The sequence below is a fragment of the Pseudomonas sp. TSO6 genome, assembly GCF_056098905.1.
Window position 1 is genome coordinate 43,558 of record NZ_JBLZWV010000033.1, and the last position, 18,615, is coordinate 62,172.

The 18,615-nt window shown below is 64.6% G+C and carries 13 protein-coding genes; 6 read left to right on the forward strand and 7 right to left on the reverse strand.

Annotated features, from left to right (window positions below):
- Positions 1–28: 28 nt before the first annotated feature.
- Entirely contained in the window at positions 29–1,327 is a 1,299-nt protein-coding gene (locus ACN6NG_RS13130; RefSeq protein ID WP_353455318.1) for an MFS transporter, read from the reverse strand.
- 515 nt (positions 1,328–1,842) lie between these two features.
- Here ACN6NG_RS13130 and ACN6NG_RS13135 point away from each other — a divergent pair.
- Positions 1,843–2,718, forward strand: coding sequence for an AEC family transporter (locus tag ACN6NG_RS13135; RefSeq protein ID WP_474314326.1), 876 nt, complete (start codon positions 1,843–1,845; stop codon positions 2,716–2,718).
- A 16-nt stretch (positions 2,719–2,734) separates the two neighbouring features.
- Here ACN6NG_RS13135 and ACN6NG_RS13140 read toward each other — a convergent pair whose 3' ends face one another.
- The 6 genes from ACN6NG_RS13140 to ACN6NG_RS13165 form a co-directional block, all read right to left on the reverse strand.
- Entirely contained in the window at positions 2,735–3,868 is a 1,134-nt protein-coding gene (locus tag ACN6NG_RS13140; protein WP_474314328.1) for an HlyD family secretion protein, read from the reverse strand.
- Positions 3,865–5,514: an MFS transporter gene (locus ACN6NG_RS13145; RefSeq protein WP_197898924.1), complete on the reverse strand. Its 1,650-nt coding sequence runs from the start codon at positions 5,512–5,514 to the stop codon at positions 3,865–3,867. The genes ACN6NG_RS13140 and ACN6NG_RS13145 overlap by 4 nt, the downstream gene beginning before the upstream one ends.
- Positions 5,515–5,850: 336 nt before the next feature.
- A complete protein-coding gene (locus tag ACN6NG_RS13150) occupies positions 5,851–8,268 on the reverse strand; it encodes a TonB-dependent siderophore receptor (protein ID WP_474314331.1) in 2,418 nt (805 codons plus the stop codon).
- Between the two features lie 183 nt (positions 8,269–8,451).
- The gene (locus tag ACN6NG_RS13155; RefSeq protein ID WP_063424144.1) at positions 8,452–9,417 is read right to left on the reverse strand and encodes a FecR domain-containing protein; all 966 of its coding nucleotides are present in this window, start codon (positions 9,415–9,417) and stop codon (positions 8,452–8,454) included.
- A complete protein-coding gene (locus ACN6NG_RS13160) occupies positions 9,414–9,923 on the reverse strand; it encodes a sigma-70 family RNA polymerase sigma factor (RefSeq protein ID WP_049276534.1) in 510 nt (169 codons plus the stop codon). The genes ACN6NG_RS13155 and ACN6NG_RS13160 overlap by 4 nt, the downstream gene beginning before the upstream one ends.
- A gap of 88 nt (positions 9,924–10,011) precedes the next feature.
- The gene (locus ACN6NG_RS13165) at positions 10,012–12,528 is read right to left on the reverse strand and encodes an excinuclease ABC subunit UvrA (RefSeq protein ID WP_474314334.1); all 2,517 of its coding nucleotides are present in this window, start codon (positions 12,526–12,528) and stop codon (positions 10,012–10,014) included.
- Positions 12,529–12,687: 159 nt separating this feature from the next.
- On the opposite strand from ACN6NG_RS13165, the gene ACN6NG_RS13170 reads away from it, so the two are divergent.
- The 5 genes from ACN6NG_RS13170 to ACN6NG_RS13190 all read left to right on the forward strand — a co-directional run bounded on the left by ACN6NG_RS13170 (position 12,688) and on the right by ACN6NG_RS13190 (position 18,552).
- The gene (locus ACN6NG_RS13170; protein WP_081237933.1) at positions 12,688–13,503 is read left to right on the forward strand and encodes an RHS repeat-associated core domain-containing protein; all 816 of its coding nucleotides are present in this window, start codon (positions 12,688–12,690) and stop codon (positions 13,501–13,503) included.
- A 180-nt stretch (positions 13,504–13,683) separates the two neighbouring features.
- Positions 13,684–14,859 (forward strand): M20 aminoacylase family protein, encoded by a 1,176-nt coding sequence (locus ACN6NG_RS13175; protein WP_474314337.1) that lies wholly within the window; start codon positions 13,684–13,686, stop codon positions 14,857–14,859.
- An 83-nt stretch (positions 14,860–14,942) separates the two neighbouring features.
- Complete coding sequence (locus ACN6NG_RS13180; RefSeq protein ID WP_474314341.1) at positions 14,943–16,253, forward strand: citrate-proton symporter; 1,311 nt, start codon at positions 14,943–14,945, stop codon at positions 16,251–16,253.
- Positions 16,250–17,707, forward strand: a complete 1,458-nt coding sequence (locus ACN6NG_RS13185; RefSeq protein WP_474314343.1) for an amidase — start codon at positions 16,250–16,252, stop codon at positions 17,705–17,707. The genes ACN6NG_RS13180 and ACN6NG_RS13185 overlap by 4 nt, the downstream gene beginning before the upstream one ends.
- A gap of 65 nt (positions 17,708–17,772) precedes the next feature.
- Complete coding sequence (locus ACN6NG_RS13190; RefSeq protein WP_474314345.1) at positions 17,773–18,552, forward strand: IclR family transcriptional regulator; 780 nt, start codon at positions 17,773–17,775, stop codon at positions 18,550–18,552.
- The last annotated feature ends 63 nt before the right edge of the window (positions 18,553–18,615 follow it).

Here is an 18,615-nt window from a genome sequence, read left to right on the forward strand (position 1 = left end):
GCGATTTCCTGTGAGAGCGGCCCTGGAATCAATGAGATTCTGAGCGCTGTGCTGGCGCCGGGTTTTCGACCGGCTCCAGCGGCGGATGCTCCTGCGCCGCATGCATCAGGTCTTCGGTCACCCGCAGCTCGGCACCGGTTGGCGAGAAGGTGGTCGAAGCGGTGAACGGCGCCGGGTGCTCAGCGGCCGGGCGCTTGCCACGGCGCCACATGAAGAAGCACACCATGGCCAGGTTGACCACGGCAAAGGCCCAGAACAAACCGGCCTCGCCAAACTCGGTCATCATCGGCGAAATCGCCACCGGCGCCATGGCCGAACCCAGCGAGTTGATCAGCAGCAAGCCTTGAATCATCGGTACCAGCGCATCGGAAGGCGCCCGGTCGGCCGCGTGGCTGACTGCCACCGGGTACAGCGTGAACACGCCACCACCCAGCAGGAACAGCATGGCCGGTAGCAGGAAAGAGTCCGACGGCAGGAATACCGTGATCAGCGAAAGCACCACGCACAGCGCGGCCAGGGCGATCAAGACGTCCTGACGGTCCTTGCGGTCGGACCAGCGGCCCACCGGGTATTGCAGCAGCATGGCGCCGAGGATTACCCAGGCCATCATGTTGCCGACCTCGCCCACCGCCAGGCCGATGCGCTGCAGGTACAACGGCAGCAGGGCATAGATACCGGCAATCGCCACGCCCGATCCAAAGCAGCCAACCAGGCCAGACGGCGCCACACCCAGCAATTGGCGGGGTTTGAGGGGTTCGACCTGGTCCAGCAGGGGCGATACCCGCGGCAGGATCACGATAGGCAGCACAGACAGGGCAGCCAGCACGCCAGCCAGCATGAAGGGTGCGGTGTCGCCAAGCTGGGTGATTTCGCCCAGGCCTGCCTGGGCAATCACCCCGGCGCCGTAGAAGGCAATCATGTACAGCGCCAGCAGGCGGCCGCGGATTTTCGCGTCACCGGCCAGCAGCAGCCAGCTTTCGATCACCAGGAATACGCCGACTGCTGCCCAGCCGTTGACCAGGCGCAGCACCGACCACCAGGTGACATCGTAGAACAGCCCCTGCAGCAGAATGGTCGCGGCGATCAGCGAAGCAAAGCTTGTGTAGGCGCGGATATGGCCGATGCGCAAGATCAGCCGGTCGTTGAAGATAGCGCCCAGGGTCAGGCCGATGAAGTAGGTCGACGAGACGACACCGATGGTGGTGGCCGATTCACCGGCAGCGCCCAGGCGCAGGGTGGTCAGCGAAGACATGAAGCCGTTGCCCAGGGCAATGATGAACAGCCCGAGCAGGGGCGCCAGCGCCATGGCCAGCAAACGCGGAGACATACGAACCTCTAGTTGGATGAGCGGAATGAGCGCCTTCTCGGACGCGCACACCGGCTCGACCCTACAAGGGGGCGAGTGGCGACACGGATGCGACCTGGGCAAGACTCAACCGCTGGCCCCTTTGGGAATGGGCCGGGCGGGGAGGGTTGAGCCTATTTCACATGTGCGTTCATGTGTTCAGGCACGGACTCTGTCATTGCTGCGGGTTGCCACCGTTCAAGGCGACGGGCGAAAAGGAAGCGGGATTCTACGGGCTTGGAAGCTTTTGCCCAAGGGGCACGGGTATGCGACGAGACGCCGCAGTCCAAGGGCGACATGAAAGTGTCTTGGGCAGACATCTTGGGGCCCCTCTGCGGCCCAATCGCCGGCAAGCCAGCTCCCACAGGTATTGCACATGCCCTGGAAATAACACGCTTCCTTTGGGAGCTGACTTGCCGGCGATTGGGCTGCAAAGCAACCCCGGCCCTCTCACGGACTGCTGCATAATGCTGAACCCACACCAAGGAAGGCCCATCATGTTCGCGTCGCTGTTCGCAGTCCTGGCCCCGGTTTTCATCGTCGCCGGCATCGGCTATGCCTGGGCCCGCAAAGGCCTGGACTACCCAACCGACTTCATCGCCCGGGTTGTGATGACTGTCGGAACCCCGTCGTTGGTGCTGTCCACCCTCAGCCGCACCGAGCTGAACCCGGATGCCTTCACCAGCATGGCTGTGGCTTGCCTGCTGTGCACCTTGGGCATGGCCCTGGCCGCGTTGCTGGTGTGTCGCGCTTCTGGCATGCATTGGCGAGTACTGCTGCCGGCGTTCATGTTCCCCAACACCGGCAACATGGGCCTGCCGATCAGCCTGTACGCCTTCGGTGAGCACGGCCTGGCACTGGCCGTGGCGTTTTTCCTGACCCTGTCGATCGTGCAGTTCACCATCGGCATGGCCATTTCCGGCACGGCGGCTTCGCTCAAGGCGCTGTTGCGCAACCCGATCGTCATCAGCCTGGCGGGCGCCATGCCCATCATCTTTCTCGATTTCGAACTGCCGCGCTGGCTGGCCAACACCGCATACCTGCTGGGCGGCATGACCATCCCTCTGATGCTGCTGACCTTGGGGGTATCGCTGGCCAGCATTCGCCTGCGCCACGTGGGCAGCGGCCTGTTGCTGGGCGGTTTGCGCATTGGCCTGGGGGCTGCGATGGGCTGGGCAGTGGGGGCGGCGCTGGGCATGGACAACCTTGAGCGAGCGGTGCTGGTGGTGCAGTCGGCGATGCCGGTGGCCGTGTTCAACTACCTGATGGCGGTGCGAGCCAACCGTGAACCAGAGCAGGTGGCGAACCTGGTGATGTGTTCCACGGTGCTGTCGTTTGCCTGGCTGCCGGTGGTGCTGGCCTGGTGGATGTAGGCCGGCAGCAAGCACATCAATCCTGGTTACGGGTATCGATACTGACCACCACTGACATCCCCGGCCGCAGGTGTTTGGCATCTGGCTGGTCGGCATCCACGGTAATGCGCACCGGAATCCGCTGGGCAATCTTGACGAAGTTGCCGGTGGCATTGTCCGCTTGCAACAAGGCGAACTCCGAGCCGGTTGCTGGCGAGATCTGCTGTACATGCCCCTGAAGTTTCAGGTGGTTGAGCGCATCCACGGTGAAGCTCACCGGTTGGCCGATGCGGACATTGGCCATCTGGGTTTCCTTCATGTTGGCGATCACCCACAAGGTGTCGGGCACAAGCGCCATCAATTGCGCGCCGGAATTCACATAAGCCCCCAGGCGTGTACCGATCTGCCCCAGCTGGCCGTCGCGCGGGGCGGTGACCCGGGTGTTGTCGAGGTCGATGCGCGCCAGCTCCACAGCCGCCTTGGCATTCTCCACCGAGGCCTGCAGCGCGGCCCGGTTGACCACCACCGTTTCCCGGTCCTGGCGGGCGATTTCCAGCGCCGCTCTGGCTTGGGCCAGGCTGGCGACGGCAGCGGCTTCACTGGCCCGGGCCAGGTCCAGTTCACGGCGTGACACAGAGCCGTCATTGACCAGCGCCTGGTTGCGGCCAAGGTCGGCTTTGGCCTTGGCTGCCTGGGCCATGGCATCGCCAATGGCTGCCTGACGCTGGGCAATGGTGGCTTCAGCGCTTTTACGCTGCTGCAGGTTGTTGGCCAGGGCCGCCTGCTGTTGCTGCAACTGGGCGATGGACTGGGCCAGGCGCTGCTTGTAGATGCGATCGTCCAGTTGCACCAGCAGGTCGCCTGCCCTGACGAACTGGAAGTCGTGCACCGGCACGTCGACGATGTAGCCACTGAGTTGCGGGCCGATGATGGTCACCTGGCCGCGTATCAAGGCATTTTCGGTACTTTCGATAGCGCTGCCGAATGGAGGCAGGCGCCAGGCATACAGCACCAGCAGGATGCCGGCCAGGGCCACGCAGGCGAAGCTGATCGTTGACAGGATGCGCACCCGCCGCGAGCGCCCCGGGCTGGTCGGCTCGCTGGGCGGTGTGGTGCCTTCCGGGGTTTCGGCAATGGCGGTGGTGGTCGTGGTGCGGGTGTCGTCAGTCATCGGGTGGGCGCGCCGGGGGTGGAGTCTGTGGAGGTGGTCTGGCGTCTTGCGTACCAGAGCCAGGTGCTACGGATGCAGATCCAGATCATGGTCAGGATAGCGATGCTGCCAATCAGCACGAATACATCGTTGTAGGCCATGACATTCGCTTCACGGGTGGCGGCATTGGCCAGCACACGCATGCCGGCCTCGTTGCGCAGGGCCGGGTCGGCAAAGATGCCACCGTAGCCGGCGCCGCCGCTTTGTACGCGGGCGGTAACCAACGGTTCCAGGAAGCTGAGGCGGTCCATCAGGTGGCTGGAGTGGAATTTCTCGCGCCAGGTCTGGAAGGTGCCCAGCAGTGCCGCACCGATCAGGCCGCCAAGGTTGTTGCAGATACCGAACAACACCGAAAAACTCACCAGGTTGCGCGGGTTGGCGCGCACATGGCTGATGCCCAGGGCCATCGAAGGGCCGAGGAAAAAGGTACTGCCGAACGCCAGCAGGAACTGGCTGAAGTACATTTGCGCCGGGCGTGTGAGGTTGCTTGAGCTGCTGTCCATGAACGCACCTGTGGCCATGGCCAGTAGCGAGACCAGCAGCGGGATCACCAGGTGGTTGGGGTTGATGGTCAGGGCACTGCTGGCCAGGCCCGCCACCGCACCCAGCAGCATGATCCAGTACAGCGTGCGCATCTGCTCGCTGCCCATGTTCAGCACCTGCAGGAAACCGACCGCACCGGTGGACTGTTCGGAGGTGACCATGCGGATCAGCACCACACACAGTGCCAGGCGAATGATCGCACCGCTGCCCAGCCAGTGGGTCATCAGCAACGGGTTGCGCCGGTTGTGCTCGATGGCCAGGCCAGCGAAGATCAGGGCGATCGATGCCGCCAGTGCCACGCCGATCCACGGCGCCTCCAGCCACCATTCGATGCGCCCCAGCGACAGCGCGGCGCAGAGCAGGGCGGTGCCGCTGGCCATCAGGGTGAAGGTCAGGAAATCCAAGGGCTCGAACGTCTTGAAGCGGTCACCGGGTGGCAGCTTGAGCATCAGGACGCAACCCAGCGCAGCCAGCGCCAGGCCCAGCTCGAACAGGTACAGGCCACGCCATTCGGCGATCTGCAGCAGGTCTTCGGAAAAGATCCGCGCCAGCGGCAGCGCCAGTTGCGAGGCGCCCAGGCCCAGCACCATCGCCTTCAGCCGCCATTGCGCGGGAAACGCCTGGATCATGTAGTACAGCCCCAGCGAGCTGAGCGCTGCGCCGACCATGCCGTGGGCCGCCCGCACGGCGATGGCCGAATTAAGGTCGTTGACCAGCAGGTGGGCGAAGGTGACCAAGGCATACAGCACCAGAAACACTTCGGTGAACGCGCGCAGGCCGAACTGCTGGCGGAATTTCACCAGCAGCAGGTTGATGGACACGTTGGTCATGACGTAGGCGGCGGGCAGCCAGGCCATTTCTGCGGTAGTCGCGCCCAGGGCGCCCTGCAGGAACACCAGGTTGGCGGTGACCAGCGCGTTGCCCAGGCCACCGGTGATTGCCACCAGCAGGCCGACCACCCCGTAGGCCAGGCGTTTGGCTGGCGAATGCAGGGGCGTGGAGGGCGAGCCCGGCAGGCTGGGTTTTTCGTGGGGGAGCCACTGGCGGGGGGCGTATTTGTCCATGGGGCAGACTGTACTTGAGCGGCAGTTGGTGCTGCTAGGTGCATGCCTTGGTTTTTTGTGGTGGTGTTGAGATCGAGCGCCGCCCGCGCGGCGCATCGCGAGCTGCGCTCGCTCCTACGTTTGTTTCGGGCCAGTCATGCCTGTGGCAGGGGCGCGCGACCACTTGGTTTGTGCGACGCGCTATCGAGCCATGTAACAAGGCGTTCGCGCGCAAATACCGCAGGAAAAACTGGCCCGAAACAAACGTAGGAGCGAGCGCAGCTCGCGATGCGCCGCGCGGGCGGCGCTCGATCTGACAGACGCTGCAACGCTCAAGGCAAGCGCATGACGCGCTTATCAGAAATCCACGCTGGCCGATAAGCGCAAAACCCGCGGTGTACCTTGGGTCAGATAGTTGTTCGAGGTCGACGCCGATGCCCAGTACGCCTTGTTCGCCACGTTCTCCACATTGGCCCGCAACGTCACCTGCTTGTCATCGACCTTGAAACGGTAGCGCCCGCCCAGGTCCACCCGGGTCCAGGCCGGGATGCTCAGGCTGTTGGCCGCGTTCACATACTGGCCGCCGGTACGCAATACCCGGGCGCTGAGTGCGGCGCCCTGAATGCCTGGCACGTCCCAGTCGGCCCCCAGGTTGTACTGGAAGCGCGGTACACCGGCAGCACGGTTGCCGTCGTTGCTGCCATAGGCGGTGTTCTTCTGCTCGGTGTGCATGAACACGGCACCGGTCAACAGGCGCAGGCCGTCCACCGGTTCACCGAACAGGTTCAGCTCCACACCTTTGTTGACCTGCTCGCCGTCCATGCTGAAGGTGTCCAGCGTTGCGCCGGGTGCGCGGTAGGTGACGCTGTTGGGTTGTTCGATGCGGTACACACCCAAGGTGGCGCCGAAACTGTTCCAGTCCAGCTTCACCCCGGCCTCTACCTGCTTGCTGCGCTTGGGCGGGAATACTTCGTTGGCATTGCTGACACTCGACGGTGCCGTCGGGCCCTGGGCCAGGCCCTCGATGCGGTTGGCATAGAACGACACATGCTCCCAGGGCTTGATCACCAGGCCATACACCGGGGTGGTGATGGACTCGTCGTACGGCGTATTGCGCGCACCGGTGGCGGTCGCCCAGCTGTCCACGCTGATCGACTGGCGGCGCACGCCCACGGTCAGCAGCACGCGGTCATCGAAAAAGCCCAGGGTGTCGGACAGCGCCACGCTTTTGTTGCGGTTCTTGCCGACGATGCGCGGGTCGTGCAGGTCGCTGCCGAAATAGGTATCGGTCGGGCGCGGCACCTTCACCGGGTTGTACAGGTTGCTGTCGTAGCGCTTGGCCGCAGCCAGTGCTTCATAGGCTGAGCGCTGCTCACCCCACATGCCTGACAGGCCGAAATTGAAGCGGTGGCTGACCGGGCCGGTGGCGAAGCGGCCATTCAGCCCGGCAACGGCACTCTTGTTGTCTTCGTCGTGGGGCGAGTACAGGAAACCACCACGCGCGGTGCCGTTGTCGTCGCTGACGTACAGCGAGGAATACTCGCCATTTTCGCGGGTGTGCTTGGCGCCGGCGCCGGCGTACAGCATCCAGTTGTCGTTCAGGTCATACTCGGCGTTGACCATGCCGTAGGTGTCTTCGAGCTGTGACCAGGTCCAGTCCTGCGAGTAATTGTCACGTGCAGACGGGGCGTGGGGCACTTTGCTGCCGTTGGGGTAGATCACCGCCCGGCCCTGGTTGATGCGCTCTTTCTGGTAACCCAGGTCGGTTGACAGGCGTAGCCGTTCGCCACGGTAGTCAAGGGCCACGGCAACCAGGGTGGAATGCTGGGCTTCGTCGTCGACGCCGGTGCCGCCGTCATGCTGGGCCAGATTGATGCGAGCGCCGAAACGGTTGTCTTCACCAAAACGCTTGCCCAGGTCCAGGTGGCCGCCAACGTTGTCGCCAGTGGCGTAGTCGAGGGTGATATGCCGAGTGGGGGTATCTTCGGCGCGCTTGGGCACCAGGTTGATGGCACCACCAATGCCACTGCCCTGTGGCGCGACCCCATTGAGGAAGGCGCTCGACCCCTTGAATACCTCCACCCGTTCCAGCGCCTCGGTGGTCACTATCTGGCGCGGCAGCACCCCGTACAGGCCGTTGTAGCTGATGTCGTCGGTATTCAGCGGCAAGCCGCGGATGGTGAACACCTGCGAAAAGTTGCCGAAGCCCGCCGATTGGCGCACCGACGCGTCATTGAGCAACACGTCACCCAAAGTGCGGGCCTGCTGGTCGGCGATGGTCTTGGCGGTATAGCTGGTAACGCTGAACGGCACGTCGCTGATTGCCTGGTCGCCGAGTACGCCCAGGCGGGCGCTACGGGCTACCTGGCCACCTTGCCAGGTGTCGCTGCTGGCGGCCAGGTCGCTGTTGATGGTGGTCGCGCCCAGCTCCAAAGCACTGCCCAGGTCTACCGTCGGCGCCAGGGTGTAGCCGCCACTGTCGGTGATTATCAGGCTGTAGCCACTGCCGGCCAGCAGGCGGGCGAAGCCTTCCGGCGCGCTGTAGTTGCCCTCCAGCCCCTGGCTTTGTGCGCCCTTGAGCAGCGCCGGGTCGAACGACAGCGGTACCCCGGCGCTGGCGGCAAAGCGCGCCAGCACGTCGGCCAGTGGCCCGGCAGCCAGGTGGTAGGTGCGCGAGGTGGCATCGGCGGCCATCGCTGTGGGGGCCAGGGCGGCCATGGCGATGGCGAGGCTCAGGGCCTTCAAAGGCAAGCGGTACGTCTGGCGGGGCGTCATGCGAGGGTCCTGTAGGTGCAGAAAATGAAGGTTCTGCACTCATCACCGGACGACGCAGGAAAAGGTATCAACCGCGCTGCACATTGTCTCCTACGGCAGCGGCTGTCTTGCCCGAACTTTCAATGCTTGCGCGATCACTGTGGGAGCGGGCATGCCCGGTCCCACAGGTCCCACGCCGGGCTTCTACACATGTGGTTCCACGGTTACCCAGTAACGGGTCAGGCCCTGGATTGTCACTGGCAGGGTGTCGCTCAGCAGCCGCAGGCTGGCATCGGTATCGGCCAGCGGGAAGGCGCCGGACACCTTCAACTCGCGTACTGCAGGGTGGCAGCGCAGCACGCCGGGGCGATAGCGGGCCAACGCTTGCAGCAGATCGGCCAGGCGCATGTCACGGGCAAGCAGCATGCCGTGCTCCCAGGCCAGGTCACCGGTTTCCAGCGCAGCGGCGGGCAGTACCCGGTCGGCATCGAAAGCGCTGCGCTCGCCGGCCCGGAGCAGCAGGCCGCTGGTGGCGTGCACCGGGCGGGCCTCGACCGCGCCTTCGAGCACTGCTACCCGGGTCAACGGGCCATCGAGGTGCACGCTGAAACGGGTGCCCAGTGCAATGGCCTGGCCATGCAGGGTACGCACCAACAGTGGCCGCGCCGGGGTGGCAGGGTCCTTGGCGCTGGTAAGCAGGATTTCGCCCGCCAGCAGGTCGATGCGGCGCTGTCGGGCATCGAAGGTGATATCGATGGCTGTGTCGGTGTTCAGCAGCACCTGGCTGCCATCGGCAAGCGTCAACGCGCGTTGCTCGCCGACTGCAGTGCGGGCATCGGCGGCCCATTGCTGCCAGGGTGCTTCACGCCAGGCCAACCACGCCGCCGGTGCTGCCAGCAGCCACAGCCCCAGGCGATGTAGGGCCTGGCGGCGGCTCACTGCGCCGTTGCGGCTCAGGCGGCGCAGGGTTTCACCGGTAACGGGGGTGGGCAGGCGACGCAGATCACCGAGAATCGCCTCTGCACGTTGCCAGGCCTGGGCGTGCTGGGCGCTGCGTTGGCACCAGGCCTGCACGGCGTGATGATCGTCATCGGTGGCGGTGCCCGATTGCAGGTGCACCAGCCAGTCAGCGGCTTCGCCAAGGATCAGCGGGTCGATACGCGCGGTCATCCGTCAATGCTCAGGCAGGCAAGGAAGGCCGTGCGCATGTCACGCTTGATGGTAATCAGAGACAGCTGCAACTGCTCGGCGATTTGCGCATAGGTCAGCCCGTCCAGCTGCGACAGCAGGAACACTTGGCGGACCCGAGCCGGCATGTCGCGCAGCATGGCATCGACACGGCACAGGGTTTCCAGGATCAGCCAGCGTGTTTCCGGCGAGGGCACCTCAGGTTGCGGCAAGTGGGCGATGGCTTCCAGATAGGCGCGCTCGACATCCTGGCGGCGCCAGCGGTCGACCACCAGGCCCTTGGCGATGTGGGTAAGCAAGGCCCGGGGTTCACTGCCGAAATAGCTATTGCCCTGGCGGCTGAGCAGGCGCACGAACGTGTCGTGAGCCAGGTCGGCTGCATCGCAGGCATTGCCCAGCTTGCGCCCCAGCCAGCCCTGCAGCCAGCCATGGTGCTCGGTGTACAGTGTCTGGACCTGCAGGTTGAGGGTAGGGTCGGCGGGCGGCATGGCGTGCGCAAGGTTCCGGCAAAAGGGGTGCAATTAAGAATTGATCGCATTCTAAGCGCCGTTTGTGGAACCTGGCAATGCACAGGCGCTACAAGGCCTTGGCCAAAAACGCCGCTGTGCGGCTGTCGGCACATCCGGCCACCTCCTGCGGCGTGCCACTGACCACTACCTTGCCCCCGGCATCTCCGGCCCCTGGCCCGATATCGATCACCCAGTCGCTCTGCGCCACCACGCGCATGTCATGCTCCACCACCACCACGCTGTGCCCGCCGTCGACCAGGCGATTCAACTGCACCAGCAGCCGGTCGGTGTCTTGCGGGTGCAAGCCGTTGGTGGGCTCATCCAGCACATACAGGGTTGCACCGCGGGCCTGGCGTTGCAGTTCGGTAGCCAGCTTGATGCGCTGCGCTTCGCCACCGGACAGTTCGGTGGCCGGTTGGCCCAGGCGCAGGTAGCCCAGGCCGATATCCTGCAGCACTTGCAGGCAACGGCGCGCCGGTGGCTGTTCGGCAAATACCTGCAGCGCCTGGTGGACCGTCAGTTGCAGCACTTGGGCGATGTTCATGCCTTGCCAGCTGACAGCCAGGGTTTCGGGGTTGTAGCGGGCGCCATGGCAGGTCGGGCAGGGCGCGTAGACGCTGGGCATGAACAGCAACTCGACGCTGACAAACCCTTCACCTTCACAGTTGGCGCAACGGCCCTTGGCGACGTTGAAGGAAAAGCGCCCGGCGTCAAAGCCCTGGGCCTTGGCCTGATCGGTGGCGGCGAACAGCTTGCGCACATGGTCGAACAGGCCGGTGTAGGTGGCCAGGTTGGAGCGAGGTGTGCGGCCGATCGGCTTCTGGTCGACCTGCACCAGGCGCTTGATGCTGCCAAGGCCCGCACTCACGTGGCCGCTGCTGGCCTGTTCAGGTTCGTCTTCCAGGTTTTGTTCTTCGGGCTCGCTACGTTGCTCGGCATGACCCAGGTGCGCGCCCACCAGGTCAAGCAGGGCCTGGCTGACCAGGCTGGACTTGCCCGAGCCGGAAATGCCGGTAACGGCGGTAAAGCAGCCAAGCGGGAAGGCGGCGCTGACGTTGTGCAGGTTGTTGCGGGTGATGCCTTCAAGCTTCAGCCAGTCGCGGGCCTGCCGGGGTTCACGCGTGGTCCGGGCCGGGGCACTGAACAGGTAGGCGCGAGTGCGCGACGGCTCGACCTCGGCCAGGCCTGCGGGCGGGCCGCTGTAGAGAATGGTGCCGCCATGCTCGCCGGCATCTGGCCCTACATCCACCAGCCAGTCGGCGCGGCGCATGGTGTCCAGGTCGTGCTCCACCACATACACCGAGTTGCCAGCGTGCTTCAGGCGTTGCAGGGCTTCGAACAGCGCTTCGCTGTCGGCAGGGTGCAGGCCGGCCGACGGCTCGTCGAGCACGTAGATCACGCCGAACAGCTGCGAATTCAGCTGGGTGGCCAGGCGCAGGCGTTGCAGCTCACCGTATGACAAGGTCGGGGTGCTGCGCTCCAGGGCCAGGTAACCGAGGCCAAGGTCGAGCAGGGTATCGATACGTTCGAGCAACTCGTTGGCGATGCGTTGGGCAGCCAGGCGCTTTTCTACCGTCAGCGGGTCCTGTTTTTGGGTCAGGTAGTCCGCTGCCGCCACCTTGCGCAATACCTCGGCCAGCGCCTGCAACGACAGGTGCGACAGCTCGGCGATGTCCAGGCCGGCGAACGTCACGCCCAGTGCCTCGCGCTTCAGGCGCTTGCCCTGGCACAGCGGGCAGGGGCTGGGGCGCATGTACTGGGCCACGCGCTTGCGCATCTGCGCGCTTTGCGAGTGCATGAAGGTATGCAGCACGTATCGCCGGGCGCCCATGAACGTACCCTGGTAGCTGGGCTCCTGTTTGCGCTTTAGCGCTTCGCGGGTCTGTGCCGGCGTCAGGCCGGCATAAACAGGTGCGGTGGGCGTGTCCTCGGTGAACAGGATCCAGTCGCGCTGCGCCTGGGGCAGGTCGCGCCAGGGAATGTCGACGTCATAGCCCAGCGTTACCAGGATGTCGCGCTGGTTCTGCCCCTGCCAGGCCATCGGCCACGCCGCCACCGCGCGCTCGCGGATGGTCAGCGACGGGTCGGGGACCATGGTTGCTTCGGTCACCTCGTAGACCCGGCCCAGGCCGTGGCACTCCGGGCAGGCGCCCTGGGGCGTGTTCGGTGAAAAGTCTTCGGCGTACAGCATCGCCTGCCCGGCCGGGTAGTGGCCGGCGCGCGAGTAGAGCATGCGGATTGAGCTGGACAGGGTGGTCACGCTACCCACCGAGGAACGTGCGCTTGGCGTACCGCGTTGCTGCTGCAGCGCCACCGCCGGCGGCAAGCCGTCGATGGCATCCACGTCTGGCACGCCAACTTGGTCGATCAGGCGCCGGGCGTAGGGTGCCACCGATTCGAAATAGCGACGCTGGGCTTCGGCATACAGCGTGGAAAAAGCCAGTGAAGACTTGCCCGAGCCGGACACGCCGGTGAATACCACCAAGGCATCTCGGGGCACATCCACATCGATGTTCTTCAGGTTGTGCTCGCGGGCACCGCGCACGCGGACGAAGCCGCTTGGGGAGGTTGGGCGTGGTGGCATGACGCAGTCCTTGGCTATGGCTGAACAGTGAGCCCAAGGTAACAGCAATTGCAGCGACCGTGCGTGGGCAATGTTTCCGGCTAATAAGTCTGAGAGTTAATGGAAGCAAGTTGATCGGGTTAGCGTGAATGGGCGATCACAATTAACAGGAATGGAAACATGCATGCTTCATCGTTAACGCCCATTGACCAACAAACTGCAGTACACATTGGTAATGATCTCCTGCTGCGTGCATATACGCCCTATGGTTATCACGGGAGCCAGGGTAGCCCTTTGTTGGCCTTTGCCGGCGAGGCTGTTGCGCAAGTGGCGCACTGTTATCTGCTGGGTAATGGCAAACGTGCCTATCACACCGTGCAAATGCGCTTCCTCAGCCCCGATGCATTCAGCCCGTTTGGTCGGGGAGGCCTCAATGCATACGCCTATTGCACGGGTGACCCCATCAACCATGTCGACCGCGATGGCCATTCGCCCACACGTGCAGTCGGGCAGGCCACCGGACTCGTCTGGGGAACGGTGGGGATGCTCTCGTCGCTGAACAAGGCATCCAAAGCAATAGTCAGACGTTCGATTGCCAAGGCTGAGGGTCGGCCAATACCGAAGGAGTTTGATGACTCGAGCCGTACCAACAATGCGATGATATTCATTGGTGGGCTGGCCGGTACCGTGATCAAGGCACCCGGGGCGGCGCTCGCTCTTTCAGCGCCCTTTGAGTCAATAGGAACTGAACTGGTGGCTGGGGCCGGGATAGGGGCTGCGTCTTTTGCGGGTGTGGGTAAAATCAGGCAGCTGTTGACCGACATGAGGTCGACCTATCTTCAAGCCAGGTTGAATAGACTGCCCTTCGGTAAGTTGGCAATTGAATCCATCAAGGAAGCTACGGGGTGGAATCGAATACGCGGCCAGGAGTCGGCCATCCTCGAGCCGTTGCCAGAAAAAGTATTATTAGTTCGCCTGCCTGCCGGCAGGGGATGAACAGTCTGGCAAACGGTGCCAGGTCTCCTCGATGCTTTCGGTTCCACGGTGTGAAACCAGATTCGATTGTGCTTCATCTCTCCTCGCGCTTATCTGTCAGCCAAGCACGACCTGCCTTACCCGTCGTGACCTCAAGGCGAACAACAAGAACGGGAAACCACCCGCGCGAGGAGACTCTACATGTCCCGACATCAGCACATCCTGGCCTGGCTGAACGATGTGGCCAGCGACCTGCACGCGATCCGTCACGATATCCACGCCCACCCGGAACTGGGTTTTGAAGAAAGCCGCACTTCGGCGCTGGTCGCCCGGCTGCTCGAGGCGTGGGGCTATGAAGTGCACACCGGCATCGGCAAGACCGGTGTGGTCGGTGTGCTGCGCAATGGCAGTAGCCGACGCCGCCTGGGCCTGCGCGCCGACATGGACGCGCTGCCCATCCACGAAGCAACGGGCGCGGCCTACAGTAGCCAGCACCAAGGTTGCATGCACGCCTGCGGCCATGACGGGCACACCACCATGCTGCTCGGCGCCGCGCGCTACCTGGCGGCAACCCGGCAGTTCGACGGCACGCTGACGCTGATCTTCCAGCCGGCCGAGGAGGGCCAGGGCGGTGCCGAGGCGATGCTGGCCGACGGCCTGCTGGAACGCTTCCCCTGCGATGCGCTGTTCGGCATGCACAACATGCCCGGGCTGCCGGCCGGGCATCTTGGTTTTCGCGAGGGGCCGATGATGGCCTCGCAAGACCTGCTCACGGTGACCCTCGACGGGGTGGGCGGCCATGGCTCGATGCCGCACCTGACCGTAGACCCGCTGGTGGCAGCGGCCAGTGTGGTGATGGCGCTGCAAACCGTGGTGGCGCGCAACATCGATGCGCAGGAGGCTGCGGTGGTCACCGTCGGTGCCTTGCAGGCCGGCGAAGCGGCCAACGTGATTCCGCAACAGGCGCTGTTACGCCTTAGCCTGCGTGCGCTGAACGCCGAGGTGCGGGCGCAGACCCTGGAGCGGGTGCGGGCAATTATCGTCAGCCAGGCCGAAAGCTTTGGCTGCCGTGCCAGCATCGAGCATCGCCCGGCCTACCCGGTGCTGGTCAACCATGCCGCAGAAAACGCCTTCGCCACGCAGGTGGGGGTGGAGTTGCTCGGTGCCGCGGCGGTGGATGCCAACACCCGCAAGCTGATGGGCAGCGAGGACTTTGCCTGGATGCTGCAACGCTGCCCGGGCGCCTACCTGTTCATCGGCAATGGTGTATCGCGGCCGATGGTGCATAACCCGGCCTACGACTTCAACGACGACATCCTGCTGACCGGTGCCGCCTACTGGGGCGCGCTGGCAGAGCGCTGGCTCGCGCCCGCCTGACCTTTCCTTTTTGACGACTGCCGCTGGAACCCGGGCGCGACCGCGCCTGGGCGATCACCCAATCCTTGTGTGGAGTGTTCCCTATGCAGACTTCGAGCACCGGCGTGTCGCGTACCCGGCAGGTGGTCGCCGCCGTTATCGGCAACGCCCTGGAGTGGTACGACTTTATCGTGTACGGCTTTCTGGCCAGCATCATCGCCCGGCAGTTTTTCCCGTCCGACGACGAGTACGCCTCGCTGCTGATGGCCCTGGCCACCTTTGGCGTCGGCTTTTTCATGCGCCCGGTGGGTGGCGTGTTGCTGGGCATGTATTCCGATCGCAAGGGCCGCAAGGCGGCCATGCAGATGATCATCCGCCTGATGACCGTGTCGATCGCCATGATCGCCTTTGCCCCCGATTACCTGGCCATCGGCATGGCCGCGCCGCTGCTGATCGTGGTGGCGCGCATGCTGCAGGGCTTTGCCACCGGTGGCGAGTACGCCAGCGCCACGGCGTTTCTGGTGGAGAGCGCGCCTGCACACCGCAAGGGCCTTTATGGCTCGTGGCAATTGGTAGGGCAGTGCCTGGCGGTGTTTTCCGGGGCGGCGATGGTGGCACTGGTTACCCACCTGTGCTCGCCTGAGGCACTGGACAGTTGGGGCTGGCGGATCCCGTTTGTGCTGGGGCTGCTGATCGGCCCGGTGGGGCTGTGGATTCGCAAGCATATGGAAGAGCCCGAGGAGTTCGTCGAGGCGCGCCGCCAGGCCAAGGGCCAGTCGCCTAGCCTGTGGCAAGTTCTGCGTGAGCATCGGCGCAGCCTGCTGGTGTCGATGGGGCTGGCCTGTGGCGCCACGGTGTCGTTCTACGTGGTGCTGGTGAACATGCCGACCTTCGCCCACAAGAACCTCGGGCTGCCGCTGGACCAGGTGCTGCTGGTGCAGATGCTGGCCGTGGGGCTGATGACCGTGGTCATTCCTCTGGCAGGGGCGTTGTCTGACCGGGTGGGGCGGCGCCCGGTGCTGATGGCTTTCACCCTGGCCTTTTTCGTGATGGTCTACCCACTGTATGTGTGGGTGGCCGCTGCGCCTTCGCTGGAGCGCCTGCTGGTGATGCAACTACTGCTGTGCACGGCCATCGGCGGCTTCTTTGGCCCGGCCCCGACCGCCCTGGCCGAGCAGTTCCCTGTCGAGGTGCGCTCCACCGGCGTCTCGGTGGCCTATAACGTAGCGGTGATGGTGTTCGGCGGCTTTGCCCCATTGATCGTCACCTGGCTTACCAAGGTGCTCGCTACCCCGGTGGCACCGTCGTTCTACGTGCTGTTTGCCTGCCTGCTGACGCTGCTGGGCACCTACTGCCTGAAAGAAGCACCCCGGGCGGGCAAGCCTGCCACTTTCAACCTTGGAGTAAAACCGTGAAGCCGTTAGCCATCGACCCCATCGTTGCCCTCGATGCCCAAGCTTTGTCCCAGGCCATCCATGCCCGGCAGGTATCGTGCCGGGAAGTGATGCAGGCCTACCTGGCGCATATCGAACGCTGCAACCCGCAGGTCAACGCACTGGTGTCGCTGCGCCCGGCCGAGGCGGTGTTGGCCGAGGCCGATGAGCATGACCGCGAGCTGAAGCGGGGCCATTCCCGCGGCTGGATGCACGGCATGCCACAGGCGATCAAGGACCTGGCTGCCACTGCCGGGTTGCGCACCACCTTGGGCTCGCCGTTGTTCGCCGAACAGGTACCCGAGCATGACGCCATCAGCGTGGCGCGTGTGCGGGCGAGCGGGGCGCTGATCGTTGGCAAAAGCAACGTGCCGGAGTTCGGCCTCGGCTCGCAAACCTATAACACCCTGTTCGGTACCACCACCAATGCCTACGACCCGCATCGGGTGGCCGGCGGCAGCAGTGGCGGGGCTGCAGCGGCGCTGGCCATGCGCCTGCTGCCGGTGGCCGACGGCAGCGACATGATGGGGTCGCTGCGCAACCCGGCGGCGTTCAACAATGTGTTCGGCCTGCGCCCGTCGCAGGGCCGTGTGCCACATGGTCCTGCGCCCGAACTGTTCGTGCAGCAGCTGGCTACCGAAGGGCCGATGGGGCGCAGCGTGGTGGATGTGGCGCGGCTGTTGTCGACCCAGGCAGGCGTTGATGCCCGGGTGCCGCTGTCGCTGAGCGAGGGCCGGCGCGATTTCGCCGCAGGGCTGCAGCGCGATTTTCGGGGTGTGCGGGTTGGCTGGCTGGGTGACTACAACGGCTACCTGCCGATGGATGACGGGGTGTTGGGCCTGTGTGAAGCAGCGTTGGCCGATTTCGCCGAACTGGGCTGCCGGGTCGAGGCTTGCCAACCGGCATTCGACCCGGCGCGTTTGTGGCAATGCTGGCTCACCCACCGCCACTTCCTGGTGCACGGCAACCTTGGCGCGGCCTATGCCGACCCAGCCAGGCGCGCCTTGCTCAAGCCCGAAGCACAGTGGGAGGTAGAGGGCGCCTTGCAACTGAGCGCGGCCTCGCTGTACCAGGCCTCGCTGGACCGCAGCGACTGGTACCGCGCTTTGGCCAACCTCTTCGAACGTTACGACTACCTGCTGTTGCCGTCGGCCCAGGTGTTCCCTTTTGATGCAAAACTGGCGTGGCCGACGGTGGTCGGGGGGCGGGCGATGGACACCTACCATCGCTGGATGGAGGTGGTGATCGGGCCGACCCTGGCCGGTTTGCCGAGCATCAGTGTGCCGGTCGGCTTCAACAGCGACGGTTTGCCCATGGGCCTGCAAATCATAGGCCCGGCCCAGGCCGATCATGCGGTGTTGCAACTGGCATACGCCCATGAGCAGCTGACCCGGTGGGTTGAGCGGCGCCCGCCACCGTGCCTGCAGGCCAGATGAAAGCACTGGGCAGGCGCGGTTCTTGCTGGCTATGCTGACCATCCAGCTACACGGAGGTCTAACCCATGGGCATTACGGCAGACAGTGGCGGCGTGCGTTCGGTGGAGCGGGCGCTGGCCATTGTCGACCTGCTGGGCGAGCACCAGGCGTTGGGCCTGGAAGAACTGCATTACCTTACCGGCCTGCCCAAGGCCACGGCCTCGCGCATGCTGGCCACCTTGCAGGAGCAGGGCTGGGTCTACCGTGGCCTCAGCGACCGGCGTTATCGCCTGTGCGCGCGGCGGTTGTTCGGTGACCGGCAGATGCGCTTCAAGCGGCGCCTGGTGGAAAGTGCTGCACCAATGCTGCTGGACCTGAGCGAGCGCACCGGGCTGGTGGTGGACCTGTCGTGTTTCGACGGCGAGCGGCTGGAGGTGATGGAAAGCGCCATCCCTCAGGTATTGCGCAAGCGGTACCCGCATACCTGCCAGATCGTCGGCCACCATGCCAGCCTGTTTCACTCGGCGATGGGGCGGGCCTGCCTGGGTGAGCTGGCGGTCGATGAAGTGCAACGCCTGGCGGCCCATGAGCGGCTGCGCGATGACGCGGTGCTGCGCAACATCGAAGAAGACGCGCACAAGGGCTTTGGCCAACGGACAGAAGGGTACTGGGAGTACCCGGTGCGCTTGCCATTCCTGATCCGCGCCATTGCGCTGCCGGTGCATGCCGAAGGGCGCCTGGCCGGGAGCATTGCCTTGCACTGGCCGCTGGATCAGGCACCGGTGGAGCGGGTAATGAATTTGCACCTGAGCAGCCTGGCGACCACAGTGGGCGAGGTGCAGCGGGCCTTGGCGGTCGAGTGCTGACCTGTGCCGGCCTCTTCGCAGCGCAAGGCTGCTCCTACATGAGCACGCGATACCTGTAGGAGC

Bases quoted from the DNA above. Each gene is read 5' to 3' on its own strand.
- ACN6NG_RS13155 (WP_063424144.1), bottom strand. From the start codon at position 9,417: ATGACCGCGCGTATCGACCCGCTGATCCTTGGCGAAGCCGCTGACTGG.
- ACN6NG_RS13190 (WP_474314345.1), top strand. From the start codon at position 17,773: ATGGGCATTACGGCAGACAGTGGCGGCGTGCGTTCGGTGGAGCGGGCG.
- ACN6NG_RS13135 (WP_474314326.1), top strand. From the start codon at position 1,843: ATGTTCGCGTCGCTGTTCGCAGTCCTGGCCCCGGTTTTCATCGTCGCC.
- ACN6NG_RS13165 (WP_474314334.1), bottom strand. From the start codon at position 12,528: ATGCCACCACGCCCAACCTCCCCAAGCGGCTTCGTCCGCGTGCGCGGT.
- ACN6NG_RS13140 (WP_474314328.1), bottom strand. From the start codon at position 3,868: ATGACTGACGACACCCGCACCACGACCACCACCGCCATTGCCGAAACC.
- ACN6NG_RS13145 (WP_197898924.1), bottom strand. From the start codon at position 5,514: ATGGACAAATACGCCCCCCGCCAGTGGCTCCCCCACGAAAAACCCAGC.
- ACN6NG_RS13160 (WP_049276534.1), bottom strand. From the start codon at position 9,923: ATGCCGCCCGCCGACCCTACCCTCAACCTGCAGGTCCAGACACTGTAC.
- ACN6NG_RS13170 (WP_081237933.1), top strand. From the start codon at position 12,688: ATGCATGCTTCATCGTTAACGCCCATTGACCAACAAACTGCAGTACAC.
- ACN6NG_RS13175 (WP_474314337.1), top strand. From the start codon at position 13,684: ATGTCCCGACATCAGCACATCCTGGCCTGGCTGAACGATGTGGCCAGC.
- ACN6NG_RS13130 (WP_353455318.1), bottom strand. From the start codon at position 1,327: ATGTCTCCGCGTTTGCTGGCCATGGCGCTGGCGCCCCTGCTCGGGCTG.
- ACN6NG_RS13150 (WP_474314331.1), bottom strand. From the start codon at position 8,268: ATGACGCCCCGCCAGACGTACCGCTTGCCTTTGAAGGCCCTGAGCCTC.
- ACN6NG_RS13180 (WP_474314341.1), top strand. From the start codon at position 14,943: ATGCAGACTTCGAGCACCGGCGTGTCGCGTACCCGGCAGGTGGTCGCC.